This is a genomic window from Stenotrophomonas sp. WZN-1 (assembly GCF_002192255.1).
In the GTDB taxonomy this organism is placed as follows: Bacteria; Pseudomonadota; Gammaproteobacteria; order Xanthomonadales; family Xanthomonadaceae; genus Stenotrophomonas.
This window is the reverse complement of the sequence record NZ_CP021768.1, coordinates 574,592-593,881: the sequence shown is the minus strand read 5'-3', so window position 1 is coordinate 593,881 and position 19,290 is coordinate 574,592. Positions and strand designations below refer to the sequence as shown.

The 19,290-nt window shown below is 67.9% G+C and carries 13 protein-coding genes; 7 read left to right on the top strand and 6 right to left on the bottom strand.

Translation table 11 applies throughout. The features are described from left to right. Positions 1–10 precede the first annotated feature (10 nt). The gene (locus CCR98_RS02735) at positions 11–1,000 is read right to left on the bottom strand and encodes a fumarylacetoacetate hydrolase family protein (protein ID WP_087921433.1); all 990 of its coding nucleotides are present in this window, start codon (positions 998–1,000) and stop codon (positions 11–13) included. A 648-nt stretch (positions 1,001–1,648) separates the two neighbouring features. On the opposite strand from CCR98_RS02735, the gene CCR98_RS02730 reads away from it, so the two are divergent. Then, positions 1,649–3,064 carry a DEAD/DEAH box helicase gene (locus tag CCR98_RS02730; protein WP_046428694.1) on the top strand — a complete coding sequence of 472 codons (1,416 nt, stop codon included), beginning with the start codon at positions 1,649–1,651 and terminating at the stop codon, positions 3,062–3,064. A 599-nt stretch (positions 3,065–3,663) separates the two neighbouring features. Here the strand turns inward: CCR98_RS02730 and CCR98_RS02725 are convergent. Further along, positions 3,664–6,258, bottom strand: coding sequence for a M14 family metallopeptidase (locus CCR98_RS02725; protein WP_087921432.1), 2,595 nt, complete (start codon positions 6,256–6,258; stop codon positions 3,664–3,666). A gap of 74 nt (positions 6,259–6,332) precedes the next feature. Continuing rightward, a complete protein-coding gene (locus CCR98_RS02720) occupies positions 6,333–8,972 on the bottom strand; it encodes a TonB-dependent receptor (RefSeq protein WP_087921431.1) in 2,640 nt (879 codons plus the stop codon). Between the two features lie 192 nt (positions 8,973–9,164). Between CCR98_RS02720 and queD the strand changes: the two genes are divergently transcribed. Beyond that, entirely contained in the window at positions 9,165–9,527 is a 363-nt protein-coding gene (gene queD, locus CCR98_RS02715; RefSeq protein ID WP_087921430.1) for a 6-carboxytetrahydropterin synthase QueD, read from the top strand. Positions 9,528–9,643: 116 nt separating this feature from the next. Then, positions 9,644–9,991: a phasin family protein gene (locus CCR98_RS02710; RefSeq protein ID WP_014035870.1), complete on the top strand. Its 348-nt coding sequence runs from the start codon at positions 9,644–9,646 to the stop codon at positions 9,989–9,991. Positions 9,992–10,330: 339 nt separating this feature from the next. Here the strand turns inward: CCR98_RS02710 and asnB are convergent, their stop codons facing one another. Next, positions 10,331–12,232, bottom strand: coding sequence for an asparagine synthase (glutamine-hydrolyzing) (gene asnB, locus CCR98_RS02705; protein WP_087921429.1), 1,902 nt, complete (start codon positions 12,230–12,232; stop codon positions 10,331–10,333). Positions 12,233–12,581: 349 nt separating this feature from the next. Between asnB and CCR98_RS02700 the strand changes: the two genes are divergently transcribed. Together CCR98_RS02700 and CCR98_RS02695 are read left to right on the top strand one after the other, a co-directional pair. Continuing rightward, positions 12,582–13,271, top strand: a complete 690-nt coding sequence (locus tag CCR98_RS02700; RefSeq protein WP_010484092.1) for a winged helix-turn-helix domain-containing protein — start codon at positions 12,582–12,584, stop codon at positions 13,269–13,271. Beyond that, positions 13,268–14,614, top strand: a complete 1,347-nt coding sequence (locus CCR98_RS02695) for an ATP-binding protein (RefSeq protein ID WP_087921428.1) — start codon at positions 13,268–13,270, stop codon at positions 14,612–14,614. Before CCR98_RS02700 ends, CCR98_RS02695 begins: the two co-directional genes overlap by 4 nt. Here CCR98_RS02695 and CCR98_RS02690 read toward each other — a convergent pair. Both CCR98_RS02690 and CCR98_RS02685 read right to left on the bottom strand, forming a co-directional pair. Beyond that, on the bottom strand, positions 14,611–16,080 hold the full coding sequence (locus tag CCR98_RS02690) for a HAMP domain-containing sensor histidine kinase (protein ID WP_087921427.1): 1,470 nt from the start codon (positions 16,078–16,080) through the stop codon (positions 14,611–14,613). The genes CCR98_RS02695 and CCR98_RS02690 overlap by 4 nt on opposite strands. After that, a complete protein-coding gene (locus CCR98_RS02685) occupies positions 16,077–16,796 on the bottom strand; it encodes a response regulator transcription factor (protein ID WP_087921426.1) in 720 nt (239 codons plus the stop codon). Before CCR98_RS02685 ends, CCR98_RS02690 begins: the two co-directional genes overlap by 4 nt. Before the next feature lie 144 nt (positions 16,797–16,940). Here CCR98_RS02685 and msrB point away from each other — a divergent pair, with 144 nt between their 5' ends. Both msrB and CCR98_RS02675 read left to right on the top strand, forming a co-directional pair. Then, positions 16,941–17,513: a peptide-methionine (R)-S-oxide reductase MsrB gene (gene msrB, locus CCR98_RS02680; protein ID WP_087921425.1), complete on the top strand. Its 573-nt coding sequence runs from the start codon at positions 16,941–16,943 to the stop codon at positions 17,511–17,513. A gap of 2 nt (positions 17,514–17,515) precedes the next feature. After that, on the top strand, positions 17,516–19,285 hold the full coding sequence (locus CCR98_RS02675; protein WP_087921424.1) for a cytochrome c biogenesis protein CcdA: 1,770 nt from the start codon (positions 17,516–17,518) through the stop codon (positions 19,283–19,285). The last annotated feature ends 5 nt before the right edge of the window (positions 19,286–19,290 follow it).

Here is a 19,290-nt window from a genome sequence, read left to right as displayed (position 1 = left end):
GCCTCCCTGCTCAGGCCTTGGTGGCCTGTTCGATGCGCTGCTCGATCGCACCGAAGATGCTGTTGCCGGCGGCATCGAGCATCTCGATGCGGACTACATCGCCGAACGACATGAACGGCGTGCTCGGCTTGCCGTCGCGCAGGGTTTCGACCACGCGCTGCTCGGCGAAGCACGAGGCACCCTTGCTGGTGTCTTCGTTGGCGATGGTGCCCGAGCCGACGATGGTGCCGGCGCCCAGCGGACGGGTCTTGGCCGCATGTGCGACCAGCTGGGCGAAGTTGAACTGCATGTCCACGCCCGCTTCCGGCGCACCGAACCACTGACCGTTGATGTGGGTCAACAGCGGCAGGTGCACCTTGCTGTCTTGCCACGCGGCGCCCAGCTCATCGGGAGTGACGAACACCGGCGACAGCGCCGAGCGCGGCTTGGACTGCAGGAAGCCGAAGCCCTTGGCCAGCTCGCCCGGGATCAGGTTGCGCAGCGAGACATCGTTGACCAGGCCGACCAGCTGGATATGGCCGGCGGCCTGTTCCGGAGTGGCGGCCATCGGCACGTCGTCGGTGATCACCACGATCTCCGCTTCCAGGTCGATGCCGTAGTCCTCGCTGACCACCTTGACCGCGTCGCGCGGACCGTAGAAGCCGGCGCTGGTGGCCTGGTACATCAGCGGGTCGGTGTAGAAGCTCTCCGGCACCTCAGCGCCACGGGCGCGGCGCACGCGTTCGACATGCGGCAGGTAGGCGCTGCCATCGACGAACTCATAGGCACGCGGCATCGGCGCGGCCAGCGCCTGCGGATCGAGGTCGAACACGCCATCGGCGTCGCCGGCGTTGAGCGATTCGTACAGGGCGTTCAGGCGCGGTGCGATGTGGCTCCAGTCCTCCAGGGCCTGCTGCAGGGTGGCGGCAATGCCGGTGGCGCGCACGCCGTGGCGCAGGTCACGCGAGACGACGATCAGGGTGCCGTCGCGGCCGCCTTCCTTCAAAGAACCAAGCTTCATGGGTGGGTGTCCGGAGTCGTGGGCAAACAAGTTTCAAGTGTAATCAAATCTGCGGCGACGCCAAGCTGCAGCGCGGCATTGGCCCACCCTACCGCAGGAGGGGGTTCGGCAGGGCTTGCAGCCCTGCACCTGCTTTGCAAGCCAAAGCAACAGCAACAGCCGGCTCTGGGTTGTCTGCGGGTTTGGCGGGGCGGTGTGGGTCCGGTGGCAGGGGCGTGAGCCGCATGGATGCGGCGACCGAGCTTACATGGACGTACTTGCAGCGTCCCCTGCCACCGGCCCCACCCCGCCTACCCACAGGAACCCGGCCTTTGCCGTTGCTTCAGCCTCTGCGGGTGCAGGGCGCAGCCCTGCAGAGAGCCCCCCTACCTGAACAGGCCTTTTTGCGTGAAGTCTCAAATATCGTTTAGACTTGCGCGGTCTGCAGCGGCCGTCCGTTTCCCTCCGGGACCGCCGGCGACCAGGGTCCGCCCTCTTCGCCCGCCCCCACTCCGACGCCGTTCGTCACGCATTCCAGCCTGCGCTTCGTGCCGGCTGCACCCAATTCTCGCAGCGCGGTTCACGGGAACGCTCCGAGTCAGCCGATCAGTTTGATCTGCCCCCGTCTGTCCGTTCGGACAGGCGTTTCTTGTACTTGGAGCAAACTCAATGTCTTTTGAATCGCTGGGCCTGGCGCCCTTCCTGCTGCGCGCGCTCGCCGAGCAGGGCTACGAAAACCCGACCCCGATCCAGCAGCAGGCGATCCCGCTGGCGCTGGCCGGTCGCGACCTGCTGGCCGGCGCACAGACCGGCACCGGCAAGACCGCCGCCTTCGGCCTGCCGCTGCTGCAGCATCTGGGCACCGCCTCGCAGGAAGTGCGTGCCGGCCCGCGCAAGCCGCGTGCGCTGATCCTGGCCCCGACCCGCGAGCTGGCCACCCAGGTGCATGACAGCCTGCGTGGCTACAGCAAGTACCTGCGCATCCCCAGCGCCTGCATCTACGGCGGCGTCGGCATGGGCAACCAGCTGGACATCCTGCGCCGTGGTGTGGACCTGCTGGTGGCCTGCCCGGGCCGCCTGATCGACCACCTTGAGCGTCGCAGCGTCGACCTGTCCGGCATCGAAGTGCTGATCCTGGACGAAGCCGACCGCATGCTCGACATGGGCTTCCTGCCGTCGATCAAGCGCATCCTGGCCAAGCTGCCGAAGCAGAACCGCCAGACCCTGTTGTTCTCGGCCACCTTCGAGGACAACATCCGCCAGCTGGCGCTGGAGTTCATGCGCAACCCGGAACAGATCCAGGTGACGCCGAAGAACACCGTGGCCGAGACCATCACTCACCGTGTGCACCCGGTCGATGCCGGCCGCAAGCGCGACCTGCTGCTGCACCTGCTGGCGCAGGACAGCCGCGAGCAGACCCTGGTGTTCGCCCGCACCAAGCACGGCAGCGACAAGCTGGCCACGTTCCTGGAAAAGTCGGGCATCAAGACCGCGGCGATCCATGGCAACAAGAGCCAGGGCCAGCGTCTGCGTGCGCTGGGTGACTTCAAGGCCGGCCGCGTGACCGTGCTGGTGGCCACCGACATTGCCGCGCGCGGCATCGACATCAACGAGCTGCCGAAGGTGATCAACTTCGACCTGCCGATGGTGGCCGAGGACTACGTGCACCGTATCGGCCGTACCGGCCGTAACGGTGCAACCGGCCAGGCGATTTCGCTGGTGGCGCAGGATGAAGTGAAGCTGCTGCGCGCGATCGTGCGCCTGCTGGGCCGCGACATGGACATCCGCGACGTGCCGGGCTTCGAGCTGCAGACGCCGATCCGCTGGGGCAACAGTGCGCCGGGCAAGGCCGAGCACGATACCGGCGAGCGCGCACCGCGCAAGAGCCACGCACGCCGTCCGCACGGCGATGCGCCGCGCCATGCACATGCCGGCCCGAAGAAGGCCGGCGGTGGCCGCCGCGAGGGCGGTGGCAATGGCCAGCAGCGTGCGGGTGCCGGTCAGGGCCAGCGTCGTGGCGGTGGCGGCAATGGTGGCGGCCGTGGCCGCGGCCAGGGTGGCAACGGCGGCGGTCGCGCCGGCTGATCACAGCTGACAGCTGTTGTGCTTCCCGCTGCGCGGGAGGCTATCGGGGGACGGCGCTGACGCGCCGTCCTTTTTTGTTACTGGCTACCGTGAGTAGAAGCCGGCGGTGCGTTGCGCTGAGGGCGGATGGGCGTGGGGCCAGCGCAAAACACGCCGTAAACCCATCCATGGGGGCTCGGTCGGCGCATCCATGCGCCTCACGGTTTTGCGCTGGCCCCAACGCCCATCCGCTTCAAGCATTGCCTGCGCCTTCTTCTCCCGCCGGGTAGCCGGGTGAAGCAAGATCAAGATCAAGAGCAAGTGCTGATGCTTTTGCTTTTGCTTTTGCTTTTGCCCTTGCTCCCGCCTTGGGTTTGATGCGTCCGCGCCCGCAGGAAACTGTCATAGGAGGCAGGGGGCCTCAGCCAGGACCGTTGGCGCCATGGATGGCGCCATCGAGCCCCCATGGGTGAGGGCGCTTTGCTTGCGAAGCACCGCTTCGCAAGCGCCCGAACGCACAGCCGCCAGCGGCTGGGCCGGACCGCGGAGCGGGGTTTACGGCGTGTCCTGGCTGAGGCCCCCTGCCTCCCAAACCCAGCAACAACTCGGCGCCAAACGCCTCAACCCCGCGCTTTACTCGGATTCACCAGATTCCCGAAGAAGATCGCGTTGATCAGCAACCGATCCGTCCCGTGCCAATACTTGCGATGCGCCGGGTCATCGGCAAACAGCACTACGTTGCCCTGCCCCTGCGCTGACACCAGCAGCCATGCGCTGCCCGCCACCCGCGTGCGGTTGCGCTCGGAGAGATAGCCATTCACCCGCGGCGGCGTGTCGATGCGCACCACCGTCGAGAACGGGTTCGCGCTCGGCTGCAGCGTCACCGTGTTTTCCTTGTTGATCGCCAGCTGCCGGCGTGGCACGCCAAACGACAGCGGATGGCTGGTATCCACGTCGGCACTGAGAATGTTGCCGCTGACCCGCTCGATCGCGGCGATGTCGCGCTGGTCGCCGAACGCACGGCGGCTCTCGTCAGCAGCCTCTTCTTCCTTGCCGAGCTTTTCGCCGTCGGCCAGCTTCTGTTCGATCGCCCACTTCGAGGCACTGCCGTAGGTCACCAGTGAACCACCGGCCTGTATCCAGCGCTTCAGTGCAGCCACCGCCGTGGCATCGATGCCGGTGTAGGTTCCGCCGGACAGCACGATAGTGGTGTAGCGATCCAGAGGCACTTTGCCCAGCTGCTGGGGATCCAGCTTGCTGGCGGGCAACCGCAGCTGCTGGTCCAACAGGAACCAGGCCGAGCCGATCTCGGTGGCGGCCACGCCCTCGCCCATCACCAGCGCAACCGCGGGTTTGCGCAGCGCTTTGACGCCGTCACTTCCAAGATCGATGCCCTCGCGGCTGCGGCCGCTGGACAACGCGTGCACCTGCACGCCGGCAGCGCGCGCGGCGGACGTCACTGCTTCAAGCAGCGCCGCGCCCTGCAGCGACTGCCCGGCGACCGGAATGACCAGGCTGCCGGCGGCGAAGCTGACCTCGCCCTGCGCGGTCGCGGTGGTGAACGGCTGGAATGCCGCGCGTGCATTCACACCCTTGTCCTGCAGCGCAGCCAACGCGCGCCCCGCGTTGTAGTCGCGCCAGTCGATCCCGTAGGCGAATCCGGCCTGACCGCCCAGCACTGCGCCCGGCTCTACCGGCAGCGCGGTCACGCGTGCGCCGCCTTCGATTCGGCTGCGGCTGCCCGCGAAGGCCACACCATACGCCGGCGCGATCGCGTAACTGGTGCTGCCGTAGAAAACGTCGCCCTTGATCGGCGGTGTCTCGGCAAAGATCGAATGCACCAGGCGGAACTGCGCCTGCTGCACCGGCACCACGTAAGCACTGCCGGCATCGAAACGCTGTCCATCGACAGTGACGGCACGATCCAGCGCGCGCACCTCGATGCGATGCAGCAGCAACAATTCCAGCAGGCGACGGGTCAGTGCCGGGTCATGCACATCACCGAACACGAAACTCTTCACCGGCTGCTGTGCGGCCTGCTTCAGTGCGCTCTGGAAGAACTGCTTCTGCAGGTCGAACAGGCCGCTGCGCTCGGTCACTGCACCACGCACGGTGCCCAGCCCGGTGGCGACCTGGTTGCGGATGGTGAACGGGAAGGTCAGCAGGCCATTCACCGATTCCTGCACGCGGCCGCGCGAGCTGGCCTGCTCGACGGTAACGCCGACAGCGCCATGGAAGTCCGGGTAAGTGGAGCCGTAGACCGGCGAGAAGTTGTCGAAGTTCTCGCCGGTGTAGTACAGCGAGCCCAGCGCATCCAACGCCTGCGCGTGGTACTTGGCCAGGGTCTTGTTGAATTCATACGACGCCGCTGGAATCAGCGGGCTGTGCATGCTCTTCGGCGACGGTTCAAAGTAGTAGGTGCTGTCCTTGCCCATCTCGTGGAAGTCGATCTGCACGTTCGGGTACCACTGGTGGAACACCTCCACCTTCGGCCGCGAGTCCTGCTGGGTCAGGGCCAGCCAGTCGCGGTTGAGATCGGTGAAGTAGTGGTTGGTGCGGCCCTGCGGGAACGGCTCGACGTGCTCCTTGTCGGCCGGGTCGGCCGAGGCCGGTTCGGAGGCCCAGGCGTTGTGCCAGTTGGCGGCACGATCGCGGCCGTCCGGGTTCTGCGCCGGGTCGAACAGCACCACCGCCTGCTGCAGCCACTGCTGTGTTTCGGCGCTGCGGTTGGCCACCAGATAGTACGCCGTCAGCATCGCCGCTTCGGCACTGGAGGTCTCGTTGCCGTGCACGCTGTAGCCCAGCCAAACCACCACCGGGCTGTTGCCCGCCGCACTGCGCGGCTGCGCCGGATCGGCCAGGGTCGCGTGCTGCTGGCGGATCTGCTCCAGCCGCGCGTGGTTGCCTGCAGCGGTGACGGTGGCGATCAGCAGCGGGCGCCCCTCATAGCTGCGACCGATCTCGCGCACGCTGATCTTGTCCGAGCGTTTCGCCAGTTCCTGGAAGTACGCCACCAGCTGGTCGTGCCGCGTGTAACGGCTGCCGATCGGGTAGCCGAGAAACTGCTCCGGCGTGGGCACCGCTGCATCGAACGCCGCTGCGTCGGCCACCTGCGGAAAGAAGTAGGCGCTCTGTGCCTGCACCGGCTGCGGTAGGGACAGTGCGGTGGCGGCGGCGATCAGCAATGGAAGAACGGCACGACGATGCAAGGACACGGTGACTCCCCTGGAACACAACGGCAGACGGTCGCGCGGCCGGTCCCTACAGGTGACCGGCCGCGGCGGATGGATCAGAAGCGGTAATCGAAGCCCAGCGTGAAGTAGCGGCCACGCAGGTCGTACTGGCTGAAGTCGTACGGCGCGCGGATGCCCGGGTACGAGGCGTCGTACGGCGGCGTCTTGTCGGCCAGGTTCTGCACCTTGGCGTACACCGTCAGCTTGTCGATACCGGTGTAGGCCAGGTACAGGTCGTACTGGCTGTAGCTGCCGACACGCTGCTGCACGGCCTTCGCTGCAGTGCTGGCTTCCTGGCGGTAGCCGCTGGTGTAGTACCAGGTCACCGCTGCGTTGAAGTCGCCGTACTTCCAGTCCAGCGTGGTGGTGGCCTTGTCCTTGGGCAAGGTTGCGCCCAGGTTGCTGCCGGCGTAGTCCACCAGTGGGCCGCCGACCACGGTCGGGCGACGGTAGTCGCGCACGTGGGTGTAGGCCGAGGACACGGTGAAGTCACCCAGCGCAGCGGTCGGGATGCGCTGGCGCAGCTCGACATCGATGCCCGAGGTCTTCAGCTCACTCAGGTTCTGGTAGCGGTTGTAGACCGCCTGCAGCTTGCCGCGCTCGTCGCGCTGCACGGCGCCGGCCACGTTGTCGTTGACCAGGGTCTGGGTGTTGTTGGTGCCGACCAGGTTGTCCAGCTGGATGCGGTAGTAATCCACGCTCAGGTTGGTGTTGGCCCACGGCGACAGCACCACGCCGAAGTTCACGCTCTTGGTGCGCTCGGGCTTCAGTTCGTTGTTGCCAACGGTGAAGAAGGTCGGATTCTGGCGCGAGCCCGGCACATCCGGATCACGCGGGTCGACCACACTGCCGTAGGCGATGCTGGTGCTGTTCGAGTTCTCCGACAGCGACGGCGCACGGAAGCCCTTCGACGCCGAGGCACGCACCAGCAGGAAATCCAGCGGCTGCCAGCGCAGGCCGATCTTCGGTGAGAACGCATCGCCGAAATCATCGTAGTGATCGGCACGCGCGGCGGCGGACAGCTCCAGCGTCGAGGCCAGCGGAACGTTCACTTCGGCGTAGGCCGCACTGACCTGGCGCTGGCCATGCACTTCGGCAATGGCCGGGCGCACCTGCAGGCCGGCATCGATCTGCCACGGGTTGTTGGAGTCGAGCTTCTCGTGGCGCCATTCTGCACCGGCGGCGAAGCCGATCTCGCCGGCCCAGGTGTGGCCCAGGCTGCCGGAAATCTTCGCGTCGACGCCCTGCAGCTTGGACTCGGCCGGGCGCAGCGTGGCGATGTTGATCGAATCACGCACCGACTGGGGCGTGGCCGCCGGGTCCAGCAGGTTGTAGCTGCCGGTGGCCAGTGCGTTGGCCAGCGCCCAGCGGTTGGCGAAGCCACCGGACACACTCTCGCGCTCGCTGCTGCGCGCACCGAATGCGGCCACTTCCCAGTCCCAGTTCGCAGTGGTGCCGCGCAGGCCGAACACGCCGCGATAGGCGGTGGAGCGGTTGGTCTTGATCGTGCCGCCGAGGTCGAAGAAGGTGTACTCGATCGGGATCGCGCGGCCGTAGGGGTTGTACGGATTGTTGGCCGGCAGCAGCGATGACACCGGCTCGGCCAGGCCGCTGTTCGCGTTCAAGGCGAAACGGCCACTTTCCAGGGTGAAGAACGGGCTGCTGCCGAACCACGCGGCACTCTTGATCTGGCTGTACAGCACTTCGCCGAAGGCTTCGACATTGTCGTTCAGGCGGAAGGTACCGTTGGCATAGGCCTGGTAGCGCTTGGTCGAGGGGATCAGCGTGGTGAACGGTGCCTGGTTGAAACCGCAGGTATCGCCGGCCAGGCCATCGATCGGCGCGCTGGCGACGCGGGTGGTACCGGCCGGGCAGTTGCCGTTGGCGTCGAGCATCGGCACCGACACGCCGTTGACCAGATAGCGCGCGCCCTTGGCCGACCAGCCGTTCCAGCGGCCACCGGGCTTGTCGGTGTAGATGCCGCTCTTGGTCAGGTTGCGCTCGTCCTGGTCGAGGCGCTCGCGGTTGTAACCCTGCAGGCTGAAGAGGATGTTGTAGCCATCGGTGTCGAGATCACCGAGGCCGCCGACGAACTTCAGGTTCTGCTCGTGCAGGCCGCCCTGGTCGGCACCGCCGAAGCTGCCGCCGATCTCGGCGCCTTCGAAGTTCTGCCGGGTGATGATGTTGACCACGCCGGCCACGGCGTCGGAGCCGTACACCGCCGAGGCGCCGTCCTTGAGCACTTCGATGCGCTCGACCGCGACCAGCGGCAGGGCGTTGAGATCGACGAAGGTGTCGGACAGGCCGCCGGCCGGGAAGCCGTAGTTGGCCAGGCGGCGTCCGTTGAGCAGCACCAGCGTGTTCTTCTGCGACAGGCCGCGCAGGCCAATGCCGGCCGAGCCAGAGGCCCAACCGTTGTTGGTGGTTTCGTTGCTGGCGTTGCCGGTGTTGGCCGAGATCGAACGCAGTACATCGGCCACGGTGGCCTTGCCGGTCTGTTCCAGCTGTTGGCGGCCGATCACCTGCACCGGGTTGGAGGCTTCGGTATCGGTGCGCTTGATGTTGGAACCGGTGACGCGCACGGCGGCCAGGGTGCTGGCTTCGCCATTGGCGTCGGCGGAAGTTTCGGCGGCGGCGGACAAAGGCGCGGCCAGAGCGACGGCCAGGGCCGCCACGAGCAGGGTGTGCTTGGGCATGACGATGTGGGGGAGGTGATAAGGGCGACGAAGTTCCGCAGTAGTCCATGCCTGGCCGCGGTCCGGCCAATAACATCTCTTCATACGGATATAAGAGAAACTATCATCTCTTCATCCGGATGGAAAGACTTTCTTCACGAAAGTCCAACCTCCGCTCAGGCTGCCCGGCCGCCCGCGGCGTACAATCCCGGCATGGAAATCTTCAAAGTCTTCATGCTCGAGGCGGCGCACCGCCTCCCCAACGTGCCGCCGGGGCACAAGTGCGCGCGCCTGCACGGCCACTCGTTCCGGGTGGAACTGAAGGTCGAGGGCGAGCCGGGTGCGCAGACCGGCTGGGTCATGGATTTCGGCGACGTGAAGGCGGCCTTCCAGCCGATCTACGACCGCCTGGACCATCACTACCTCAATGACATCCCCGGCCTGGAGAACCCGACCAGCGAGAACCTGGCGGTGTGGATCTGGAACGAGCTCAAGCCGAGCCTGCCGGCGCTGAGCGAGATCACTGTGCACGAAACCTGCACGTCGGGTTGCCGTTACCGCGGCCCGGTGGCCTGATCAACCCATTGATCTGAAAGGTGTTTCAAAGGCGCCCTGGGCGCCTTTGTTATTTTTGTTGCATTGCCGCATCAAGGGCGTATGCTGCACTGCATCAAGTCACTCCCTGATGCCCCATGGCCGCCGCCTTCAGCGATCGCTTCAGTGATGCCACCCGCCAGCTCGCCGCCGCGGCAACGCGTGCGAACCGGTTGGCGTTGGAGAACGCGGAAAGCATGTTCGGCGTGCAGCTGAAGGTGATGGAGCGCAACCTGACCGCGACCGGTGGCTGGCTCGGTGAACTGGCCCGCGGCGAGGATGCGGCCGGGACACTCTCCAAGGGCGCGCAGCTGTGGCAGGACAACCTGCAGCGGCTGGGCCAGGCCCAACAGGACGTGGTCGGTCTCGGCCTGCAGGCCAGCAAGGCCTGGTCCGAACTGGTGCAGGGCTACAACGAATCGACGGCGGACGCGAACAACCACTGACGCGACGCAACGCTCATTGCGTGGGTCCCTCCCCCCACGCAATCCGGACCCGGCAGATCCCTCCCTCTGCCGGGTCTTTTTTTGCCTGTCGTTCGGATTGCGAAGCGCGTCTTCGTCCAGATTCGCCGCGAGCTGAAGGGCCTCGCCGGGGTGGGCTTGCGGTGAGTGGAGCGCAGCGCGCGGCAGCCTCTCAATGAGGCGCCGACGAACTCCGTACGCAGGGCGGAGGCCCTTGCGTACGAAGTAAAGGGGGAGGTGACGGCCAACGGCCGGCGCCGGAGGACATTCGTACGCAAGGGCCTCCGCCCTGCGCCTTGCAGAACACACCGCGAAGGAACATCAGCGCCCGCGACCACCGTGCCAATGCTGGTGCCACGCCTGGAACATCAGCACGTTCCACAGGTGCGTGTGCCACTTGCGCTCGCCTCGCAGGAACGCCTCCCAGATGCCGCGCACGCGCGCCACATCGAAGCAGCCCTGGTTGCGCAGCAGCTGCGGATCCAGCAATGCCTCCGCCCAGTCGCGCAGCGGGCCCGCCAGCCAACGCGCCATCGGCGGACCGAAACCGCGCTTGGGGCGATACACCAGCGGTTCCGGCAGGTAGCGCGCCAGCAGGTGCTTCAGAATCAGCTTGTGCTCGCCATCGTGGTACTTCAGGTGCTGCGGCAGCCGCCAGGCCAGGCGAACCACCTCCATGTCCAGCAGCGGCGCACGGGTTTCAACGCCCGCCGCCATGCCCGCGCGATCAACCTTGGCCAGGATGCCCTCAGCCAGGTCCATGCGGAAATCCAACAGCTGGATGCGCGCCTCGGCCGGCAGCGCCGTGTCCTGCTGCTGGAAGATCGTCACCGGTTCGCGCGCGCCCAGCACCACCTGCGCCGGCTGCCGCCAGCGGGTCACGCGCTGCAGGTAGTGGCCTTCCACATCGTTGGCAGCCACCTCGGCCACCAGTGCGCGCCAGCCACCGAGGCGGCCGCGCTCGACGTTCATGCGGTTGCCGCTGCGCCGCGCCAGGTCGCGTACCCAGTCCGGCAGGCCACCGCACAGGCGTGCATTGCGCAGCGCGCGGCCATAGCTGGGGTGGCCGAAGAACAGTTCATCGCCACCGTCACCGGTCAGCGCCACCGGCTTGCGCGCCCCCAGCAGTTCACTGGCCAGCAACGTCGGCAGCTGCGAAGCGTCGGCGAAGGGCTCGCACCAGACCTGCGGCAGGCGCTGCAGCAGGTCCAGGCCCTGGCGCGCGTCCATCCGGTGCAGGTGGTGCTGCACACCCAGGTGGCGCGCGACCTGCGAAGCCCAGTCGCTCTCGTCATGCCCCGGATCGTCGAAGCCGACCGTCCACGCTTCGATCGGCAGGGTCGATTGTGCCTGCATCATCGCCGTCACCAGCGAGGAGTCGGTGCCGCCGGACAGGAACGCGCCGCACGCCAGCGGCGAGTGCATGCGTGAAGCGATCGCCTTCTGCAGCACAGATTCGAGCTGGTCGGTGGCCTGCTCCAGGCTCGGCGCCGGCTGCAGCGGTTCCTGCAGTGCGCTCTGCATCGCATCGCGTGCGCACCAGTAGCGCGCGCCTCCCTGCGTTGCCTGGCTGGAGTAACCGGCGGCATGGTCGCTGAGATCGATGCGCAGCATCGCGCCCGCCACCAGCTTGTGGATGCCGCGGTAGATGGTGTGAGGCGCCGGCACATAGTCATGGCGCAGCAGCAGGCTCAGGGCATCCTGGTCGATGCTCGGCGCGAAGCCGGCGAAGGCCTGCAGCGCCTTCAACTCGGAGGCGAACAGGAACTGGCCCTGGTACCAGCCGTAATACAGCGGTCGCTCGCCGACCGGATCACGGGCCAGCCACAGCACGCGCGACTCCCGGTCCCAGACGCTGAAACCGAAGGCACCCTCGATGCGCGACAACGCCCGCTGCACCCCCCATTCGACGATCGCCTGCAGCAGCAGCCGCGCATCGCTGCAGCTGCGGGGCAGATCGCGCAACTGCGCCTGCAGGTCAGCGCGGTTGTACAGGCGGCCGTCCAGGCACAGCACGTAGCGACCGCAGTCCGAGCTCAGCGGCTGCAACGGCGTATCGGTCGGCGCCCGGCAATGGCCCAGCGCGAGGCCGGCCTCGGCGTCGGTCCAGTAGCCGATGCGGCCACGCCCACGCTGCTGCAGGGCGCGCAGCATCGGGGCCAGCTGCTGCAACAGCTGCTCGTCTTCGGCGGGCGGCAGCCAGGCCCCGACCACGCCGCTCATCGCAAGCCTCCGCACTGGCAGCGGCGGGACGGGTTCGGCAGGCAGGGGGCGGCGGGCGACATGGGGACGGCACGCGGAGCGGAGGAGACTCCATGCTCGGCCCCGGGCTGCGCGGCGTCAGTCGCTTTGCTGTCAGCGATCGTCACCAGCCGTATCACGAAGGTAACGTTTTGTAACAGCAACAGGCTATGCTGGACGCCAAGTTGTTGCCGGGACTGAGACCCGGCCCGTGCGCCAGCAACCCCGGCTGAATGGCGCCCGCTCCCGGAACCCGGGCGGCCCGAAGGCTGGGATAGCATCGCCGCGCTCGTACCGTGGCGGTACGTTTGCGCCGACGGAGGCCTTGGAAATGCTGGATATCGTACTGGTCGAAGACGATGCCCGCCTGGGAACGATGGTCAGCGACTACCTGCAACGGCATGGCTACCAGGTGGCCCACGAGCGCAGCGGCGAGCGCGCAGTGGCCCGGATCCTGGCCGAAAAGCCGGCCCTGGTGCTGCTCGATGTCGGCCTGCCCGACCAGGATGGTTTCGAAGTGTGTCGGCAGATCCGGCCCCATTATGACGGCATCATCTGCGTGCTGACCGCCCGTACCGACAACATCGACCAGGTGCTGGGCCTGGAGCTGGGGGCCGATGACTACATCGGCAAACCGATCGAACCGCGGGTGCTGCTGGCGCGGCTGCGGGCCCATCTGCGCCGCCACCGCCGCGTCGAGCCGCGTGACGGCAGCCTGCGCTTCGGCGAGCTGAACATCGACCCGTCCACCCGCAACGTGCACCTGCAGGGCGGCCTGCTGGAGCTGACCACGGCCGAGTTCGACCTGCTGTTCCTGCTGGCCAGCAACGCCGGCCAGATCCTGGACCGCGACGCGCTGCTGCGCGGCCTGCGTGGCATCGCCTTCGACGGCCTGGACCGTTCGATCGATGCCCGCATCTCGCGCCTGCGCCGCAAGCTGGGCGACAACCCCGAGCAGCCGGAACGGATCAAGACCGTCCGCGGCCGCGGCTACCTGTTCAGCCGCTCGGCATGGGGATGAAGCGCACGCCTTCGGCGATGCGCGGCCATGCCTTCCACTTCCTGCGCTACGGCATCGGTTTCCTGGTCGCCCACCTGTTGTTGATCGTGCTGGGCCTGTGGGCCTGGGACGCGCTGCTGGAAGACCGCACCGAAGCCGGGCTGCAGGCCGAGATGCGCGGCACACATGCGCTGCTGCAGCATCGCTTCGCCGAAACGCCGCGCGAGCAGTGGCCCGTGCTGGCACGCGAACTCGACGCCGATTTCGCCTACGCGCTGCGCATGGTACCGCTGGCCGAGGCGGTGAAGGAGCTGCCGGCCAGCCAGCGCCCGCCGTTCAACAATGGCCGTGTGCAGATCGACCTGGAGCACATGCGCAGCCTGCAGCGGATCGGCGACAGCGACTATGCGGTGATGCTGGGTCCGCTGGACGAAGCGTTGCCGGATGAGGGTTGGCAGGACAGCGAAGTATCCGGTGTGGCAATCCTGCTGCTGATCCTGATGGTGGCGGTGGCACTGCCGATGTACGTGATGGTCTACCGGCTGTGGCGCGACGTCTCGCAATTGGCCCAGGCCGCGCGGCAGATGCGCGACGGCCAGCTGGATACCCGCGCGCCGCGCGCCGGTACCGCGCTGGTGCGGCCGTTGGCCAACGCCTTCAACCACATGGCCGAGCAGCTGCAGCAGCTGCTGGAAAGCCAGCGCGTGCTGGCCCAGGCGGTGGCACACGAAGTCCGCACGCCGTTGGCACGGATGCGTTTCGGCCTGGCCGACCTGGAAGACACCGCACTCGACGATGTGCAGCGCGATGCGCTGGGCGGGCTGCGCACCGATGTGGATCGGCTGCAGCACCTGACCGATGCCGGCGTCGAATATGCCGCACTGGGCCGCTGCCACCAGCTGACCCGCCAGCGCCTGCAGCTGGCGGCGCTGGTGCGCGGCGTGGTGGCCCAGTTCGCACCGTTGCCGATGCCAGTACAGCAGGCGCTGTCACCAGCGGGCCTGGTCAACGTCAACCGGCACATGCTGGAACTGGCGCTGCGCAACCTGCTCGGCAATGCGCTGCGTTACGCGCGTCGGCAGGTCCGCATTGCCAGCACGGTCAATGACGGCTGGCTGTGCGTGCAGGTGGAGGACGACGGCCCCGGCATCGCACCGGAACTTCGCGGCCAGGTGCTGCAGCCCTATGTGCGGCTGGACCCGGGCAGCCCCGGTTTCGGCCTTGGCCTGGCGCTGGTGCAGGTGGTCGCCGACAAGCATGGCGGCCACGTCGAGGTGACCGATTCGGAGTTGGGCGGCGCCTGCATCCGCCTGCACCTGCCGCTGGAAACCGGCGGTGTCGTGGAGGGCGAGTCGGCCTGCTAGACCGCCGGTTCCGCGCGCGGCAGGGCAAACACGAACAGCGCACCTCGTTCGCTGTCGCGCAGTTCGATACGGCGGCCATGCAACTGCACGATGCGCTGCACGATCAACAGGCCCAATCCGCCGTTCTCGCCGCGCCGCGCGCCCAGCGCGGCCGGCGCCTGGAACAACTGGTTTCGCAGCGCTGGCGCCACCCCGGGGCCATCATCGGCCACGCTGACCTCCACGCTGTCGGGCGTGGCACGCAGGCGCACCTCGATCTGGCCACCGTCGGGCGCATGCCGCAGCGCGTTGTCGAGCAGGTTGGTCAGCACCCGCTCGACCAGGCCCAGGTCGGCGCGGACCAGCGGCAGGCCGGGCGGAAACGCCGCGTGCAGCTGTTGGCCACGCGCCTGCGCGGCCAGCTCGAACTTCTGCAGTACGTCCTGCAGCAGTTCCGGCAGCGCGAACACTTCCCACTCCAGGCGCACTTCGCCATGTTCCAGCCGCGCCAGCTCGAACAGCGCGCGTGCCAGGCGACCGACCTTGGCGCTCTGCGCCAGCGCAATGCCGAGGTAGCGGCGGCGCTCGTCCGGCGACAGCGTGGCGTCCTTCAGCGCCAGCGTTTCCAGGTAGCCGTGCAGCGACGACAACGGCGTGCGCAGGTCATGCGAGATGTTGGCCACCAGTTCGCGCCGCTGCAGGTCCTGCTGACGCAACTGCTGCCATTGCTCACCCAGCCGCTGCGCCATCTGCGCGTGCGCGTGTTCCAGGATCACCAGTTCATCGCGCTCACCGGGCCGCAGTGGCTCTGGCGGCGGCAGTGGGGTCGGCGCGTCGATGTCGAACGCCTGGATGCGCCGGGTCAGCCGCCGCAGCGGGCGCGTCACCCAGTAGAACGCCACCAGCCCGGCCAGCAGGCCGAGGCTTCCGACCAGCATCACCGACCACCACGTGGTGTTCCACTGGCTGCCGGCCGCGAGGTCGTCGGCGAGCATCTGCCGGTGTTCGCCGACCAGCACCACGTACACGTAGCCGGCCTGGCGGCCCTGCACGATCAACGGTGCAGCGCTGAACACCTTGCGGCCGTCCGCGCTGCGCGGGTCATCGCCGAGGATCGGCAGTGGCGCACCCGACATCAGCCGGCGCAGCGGTGCTACGTCCACCTTGTTGCGCACCAGATGGCCACTGGGCGCATCGTGGCCGAGAATGCGGCCCTGGTCGTCCAGCAGGTAGACCTCGACGCTGGGATTGACCGCCATCAGCTGGCCGAACAGCGCGCGCACCGCGGCATCGCGCATGCCGCTGGTGTCCATCAGTTCGCTGCGCTGGGCGATGTGCTCGGCCAGGCCCAGCGACAGCCGCTGCACCACCTCCTGCTCGTGGCGGGTGTTGGCACGCATCTGCAGTGCCAGCAGCGCCATGCAGCACATCAGCATCAGCGCGGCGATCACCGCCGCCAGCTTCTGCCACAGGTTGGGCTTGATCATGCCGCCGCCCCGGCCGGGTCGACCAGCTTGTAGCCGCGGCCCCACACCGTCAGCAACCGCCGTGGGTTGGCCGGGTCAGGTTCGATCTTGCTGCGCAGGCGGTTGATGTGGGTGTTGACCGTATGCTCGTAGCCATCGTGCTGGTAGCCCCAGACCTGGTTGAGCAGTTCCATGCGCGCGAACACCTGGTCCGGATGACGGGCGAAGAACAACAGCAGATCGAACTCGCGCGGGGTCAGCTCCAGCGCGCTGCCATCCACCGAGGCGGTGCGCGCGACCGGATCGAGCTGCAGCCCACCCAGCTCGATCGCGCCGGCATCGATGCGTGCGCTCTGCGCCATCGCCTCGGCGCGGCGCAGCAGCGCACGCACCCGTGCCACCAGTTCCGGCATCGAAAAGGGCTTTGCCAGGTAGTCGTCCGCGCCCAGTTCCAGGCCAACGATGCGCTGGGTTTCGCTGCCACGCGCGCTGATGATGATGATCGGCACGTACCGTGCCATCGCGCGTGCACGCTGGCACACCTGCAGGCCATCCACGCCGGGCAGCATCACGTCCAGCACCAGCGCATCCCACGGGCCGTCCTGCTCGAGCAGGCGCAGGCCGGCATCGCCGCTGGCGGCATGGGCGACGTCGTAACCCTCGTCGCCCAGATGCATGCGCAGCAGGTCGGCGATGTGGGCATCGTCTTCAACGATCAGCACGCGTTTGGTGGACATCGGCAGCTCGGGGCCAGTGGGGAGGCTGGCTGCATTGTGGCGCGGGATGGCCGCCGATACCTCACGAAAAATTGAATCCTGCGTGAGGATTCGTTGACCCGGGCGGGCGCAGCATGGCCCCGTCGCCCGTTCCCGGAGTCTGCCATGTCCCTCTCCCGCCGCCATCTGCTGGGCCTGGGCGGTGTTGCCACCGCTGCCGGACTGCTCGGCCTGGGGGCCTGCAGCCGCGCCGCCCCGGCCGCCGCCGAAGCGCGTCCGTCGCGACAGTTCGAGGTCATGCGCAGCGATGCCGACTGGCGCCAGCGCCTGACGCCGGCGCAGTACGCGGTGCTGCGCCAGCAGGCCACCGAACGGCCGTGGAGCAGCCCGCTCAACAAGGAACACCGGCAGGGCACCTTCGCCTGCGCCGGCTGTGCGCTGCCGCTGTTCTCCTCGTCCACCAAGTTCGAGAGCGGCACCGGCTGGCCCAGCTTCTGGGCGCCGCTGCACAACGCCATCGGCGAAGACCGCGACGTCACCTTCGGGATGCTGCGGGTGGAGGTGCACTGCCGCCGCTGTGGCGGCCACCTCGGCCATGTGTTCAATGATGGCCCGCGCCCGACCGGGCTGCGCTACTGCATGAACGGTGCGGCGATGGTGTTCGTTCCCGGTGCCCCTGAAGGCACTGCCGACGGCTGGCGGGTGCCGGTCGGTTCTTCCACTGCGTCCGGAGCCTGACCATGCTGCTGTTGCTGCTTGCCTACCTGGGGGGTGCGCTGACCCTGCTCAGCCCCTGCATCCTGCCGGTGCTGCCGTTCGTGTTCGCGCGTGCCGACCGTCCATTCCTGCGCAGCACGCTGCCATTGCTGCTGGGCATGGCGCTCACCTTCACCGTGGTCGCCAGCCTGGCTGCGGTGGGCAGCCAATGGGTGGCGCAGGCCAACCAGATTGGGCGCTGGGTCGCCCTGGCACTGATGGCACTGTTCGCGGTGGCACTGCTCTGGCCACGACTGGCCGACCACCTGCTGGCGCCATTCCAGCGCGTGGGCGCCCGCCTGAGCGCGCGTGCCGATGCCGCTGATGCTGCGGGGCATGGCGGCGCATGGACCTCGCTGCTGATCGGCATCGCCACTGGCCTGCTGTGGGCACCGTGCGCCGGGCCGATCCTCGGCCTGGTGCTGACCGGCGCCGCCCTGCATGGCGCCAGCGTCGGCACCACTGCGCTGCTGCTGGCCTATGCACTGGGTGCGATCACCGCACTGGCGCTGGCGGTGTGGATCGGCGGCCGGGTGTTCCGCGCGATGCAGGCGCGGCTCGGCCTCGGCGATGTGCTGCGCAAGGTGCTGGGTGTGGCCGCGCTGCTGGCCGTGATGGCGGTCGGCCTCGGCTGGGATACCGGCCTGTTGACCCGCCTGTCCACGGTCAGCACCGCGCGTATCGAGCAAAGCCTCCTGGACGCAGTACCCGGCGCGCAGCCGGCGGCACCGCCGATGATGATGATGGCCGGCGCCAATGCCGGTGCCGATGCACCGCTGCCGGTGGAGGGCACCCTGCCCGCGCTGGACGGCGCCACCGGCTGGCTCAACAGCCCGCCGCTGAGTGCACAGCAGCTGCGCGGCAAGGTGGTGCTGGTCGATTTCTGGACCTATTCCTGCATCAACTGCCTGCGCGCGATGCCATTCGTGCACGAATGGGAGCGACGCTACCGCGACCACGGCCTGGTGGTCGTCGGCGTGCACACGCCGGAGTTCGCCTTCGAGCGCGACCCACGCAACGTGATGAAGGCGGTGCAGCAGCTGAAGGTCGAGTACCCGGTGGCGCTCGATAACCAGTACACGATCTGGCGCGCCTTCAACAACCGCTACTGGCCGGCGCAGTACTTCGTCGACGCGCAGGGCAACATCCGCGGCCACCAGTTCGGCGAGGGCAACTATGCGCGCTCGGAACAGATGATCCGCCGCCTGCTGACTGAAGCCGGGCAGACGAATCTGCCGCCACCAGCCGATCCCGCTGCCGCCGATCTGAAGGGCGTGGCCGTGCAGGCCGACATGGGCAACCTGCGTTCGCCGGAAACCTACCTGGGCCACGCCCGCGCCGAGCAGTTCGCCTCGCCCGGCGGGCAGCGCAGCGACACCGCGTTCGACTACACGCTGCCGGCCCCCCTGGCGTTGAACCAATGGGGACTGTCCGGGCGCTGGACCGTCACCGACGAAGCCGCGCAGCTGCAGCGGGCCGGTGGCCGCATCGCCTTCCAGTTCCACGCGCGCGACCTGCACCTGGTGCTGGCGCCGGCCCGAGACGGCACGCCGGTGCGTTTCCGCGTCTGGCTGGACGGCAAGCCGCTGCCCGCCGCCGATGCCGGCAGCGATGTCGGTGCCGATGGCACCGGCGCGGTCGACGAGCACCGCCTGTACCAGCTGGTGCGCCAGCGCGGCGTGGTCGGCCCGCATCGCTTCGAGATCGAATTCCTCGATGCGGGCGTGCAGGCCTACGCCTTCACCTTCGGTTGAACCGG

Coding starts and splice junctions, on each gene's coding strand:
- CCR98_RS02735 (WP_087921433.1), bottom strand. CDS start 1,000: ATGAAGCTTGGTTCTTTGAAGGAAGGCGGCCGCGACGGCACCCTGATC.
- CCR98_RS02730 (WP_046428694.1), top strand. CDS start 1,649: ATGTCTTTTGAATCGCTGGGCCTGGCGCCCTTCCTGCTGCGCGCGCTC.
- CCR98_RS02720 (WP_087921431.1), bottom strand. CDS start 8,972: ATGCCCAAGCACACCCTGCTCGTGGCGGCCCTGGCCGTCGCTCTGGCC.
- queD (WP_087921430.1), top strand. CDS start 9,165: ATGGAAATCTTCAAAGTCTTCATGCTCGAGGCGGCGCACCGCCTCCCC.
- CCR98_RS02710 (WP_014035870.1), top strand. CDS start 9,644: ATGGCCGCCGCCTTCAGCGATCGCTTCAGTGATGCCACCCGCCAGCTC.
- asnB (WP_087921429.1), bottom strand. CDS start 12,232: ATGAGCGGCGTGGTCGGGGCCTGGCTGCCGCCCGCCGAAGACGAGCAG.
- CCR98_RS02700 (WP_010484092.1), top strand. CDS start 12,582: ATGCTGGATATCGTACTGGTCGAAGACGATGCCCGCCTGGGAACGATG.
- CCR98_RS02695 (WP_087921428.1), top strand. CDS start 13,268: ATGAAGCGCACGCCTTCGGCGATGCGCGGCCATGCCTTCCACTTCCTG.
- CCR98_RS02690 (WP_087921427.1), bottom strand. CDS start 16,080: ATGATCAAGCCCAACCTGTGGCAGAAGCTGGCGGCGGTGATCGCCGCG.
- CCR98_RS02685 (WP_087921426.1), bottom strand. CDS start 16,796: ATGTCCACCAAACGCGTGCTGATCGTTGAAGACGATGCCCACATCGCC.
- msrB (WP_087921425.1), top strand. CDS start 16,941: ATGTCCCTCTCCCGCCGCCATCTGCTGGGCCTGGGCGGTGTTGCCACC.
- CCR98_RS02675 (WP_087921424.1), top strand. CDS start 17,516: ATGCTGCTGTTGCTGCTTGCCTACCTGGGGGGTGCGCTGACCCTGCTC.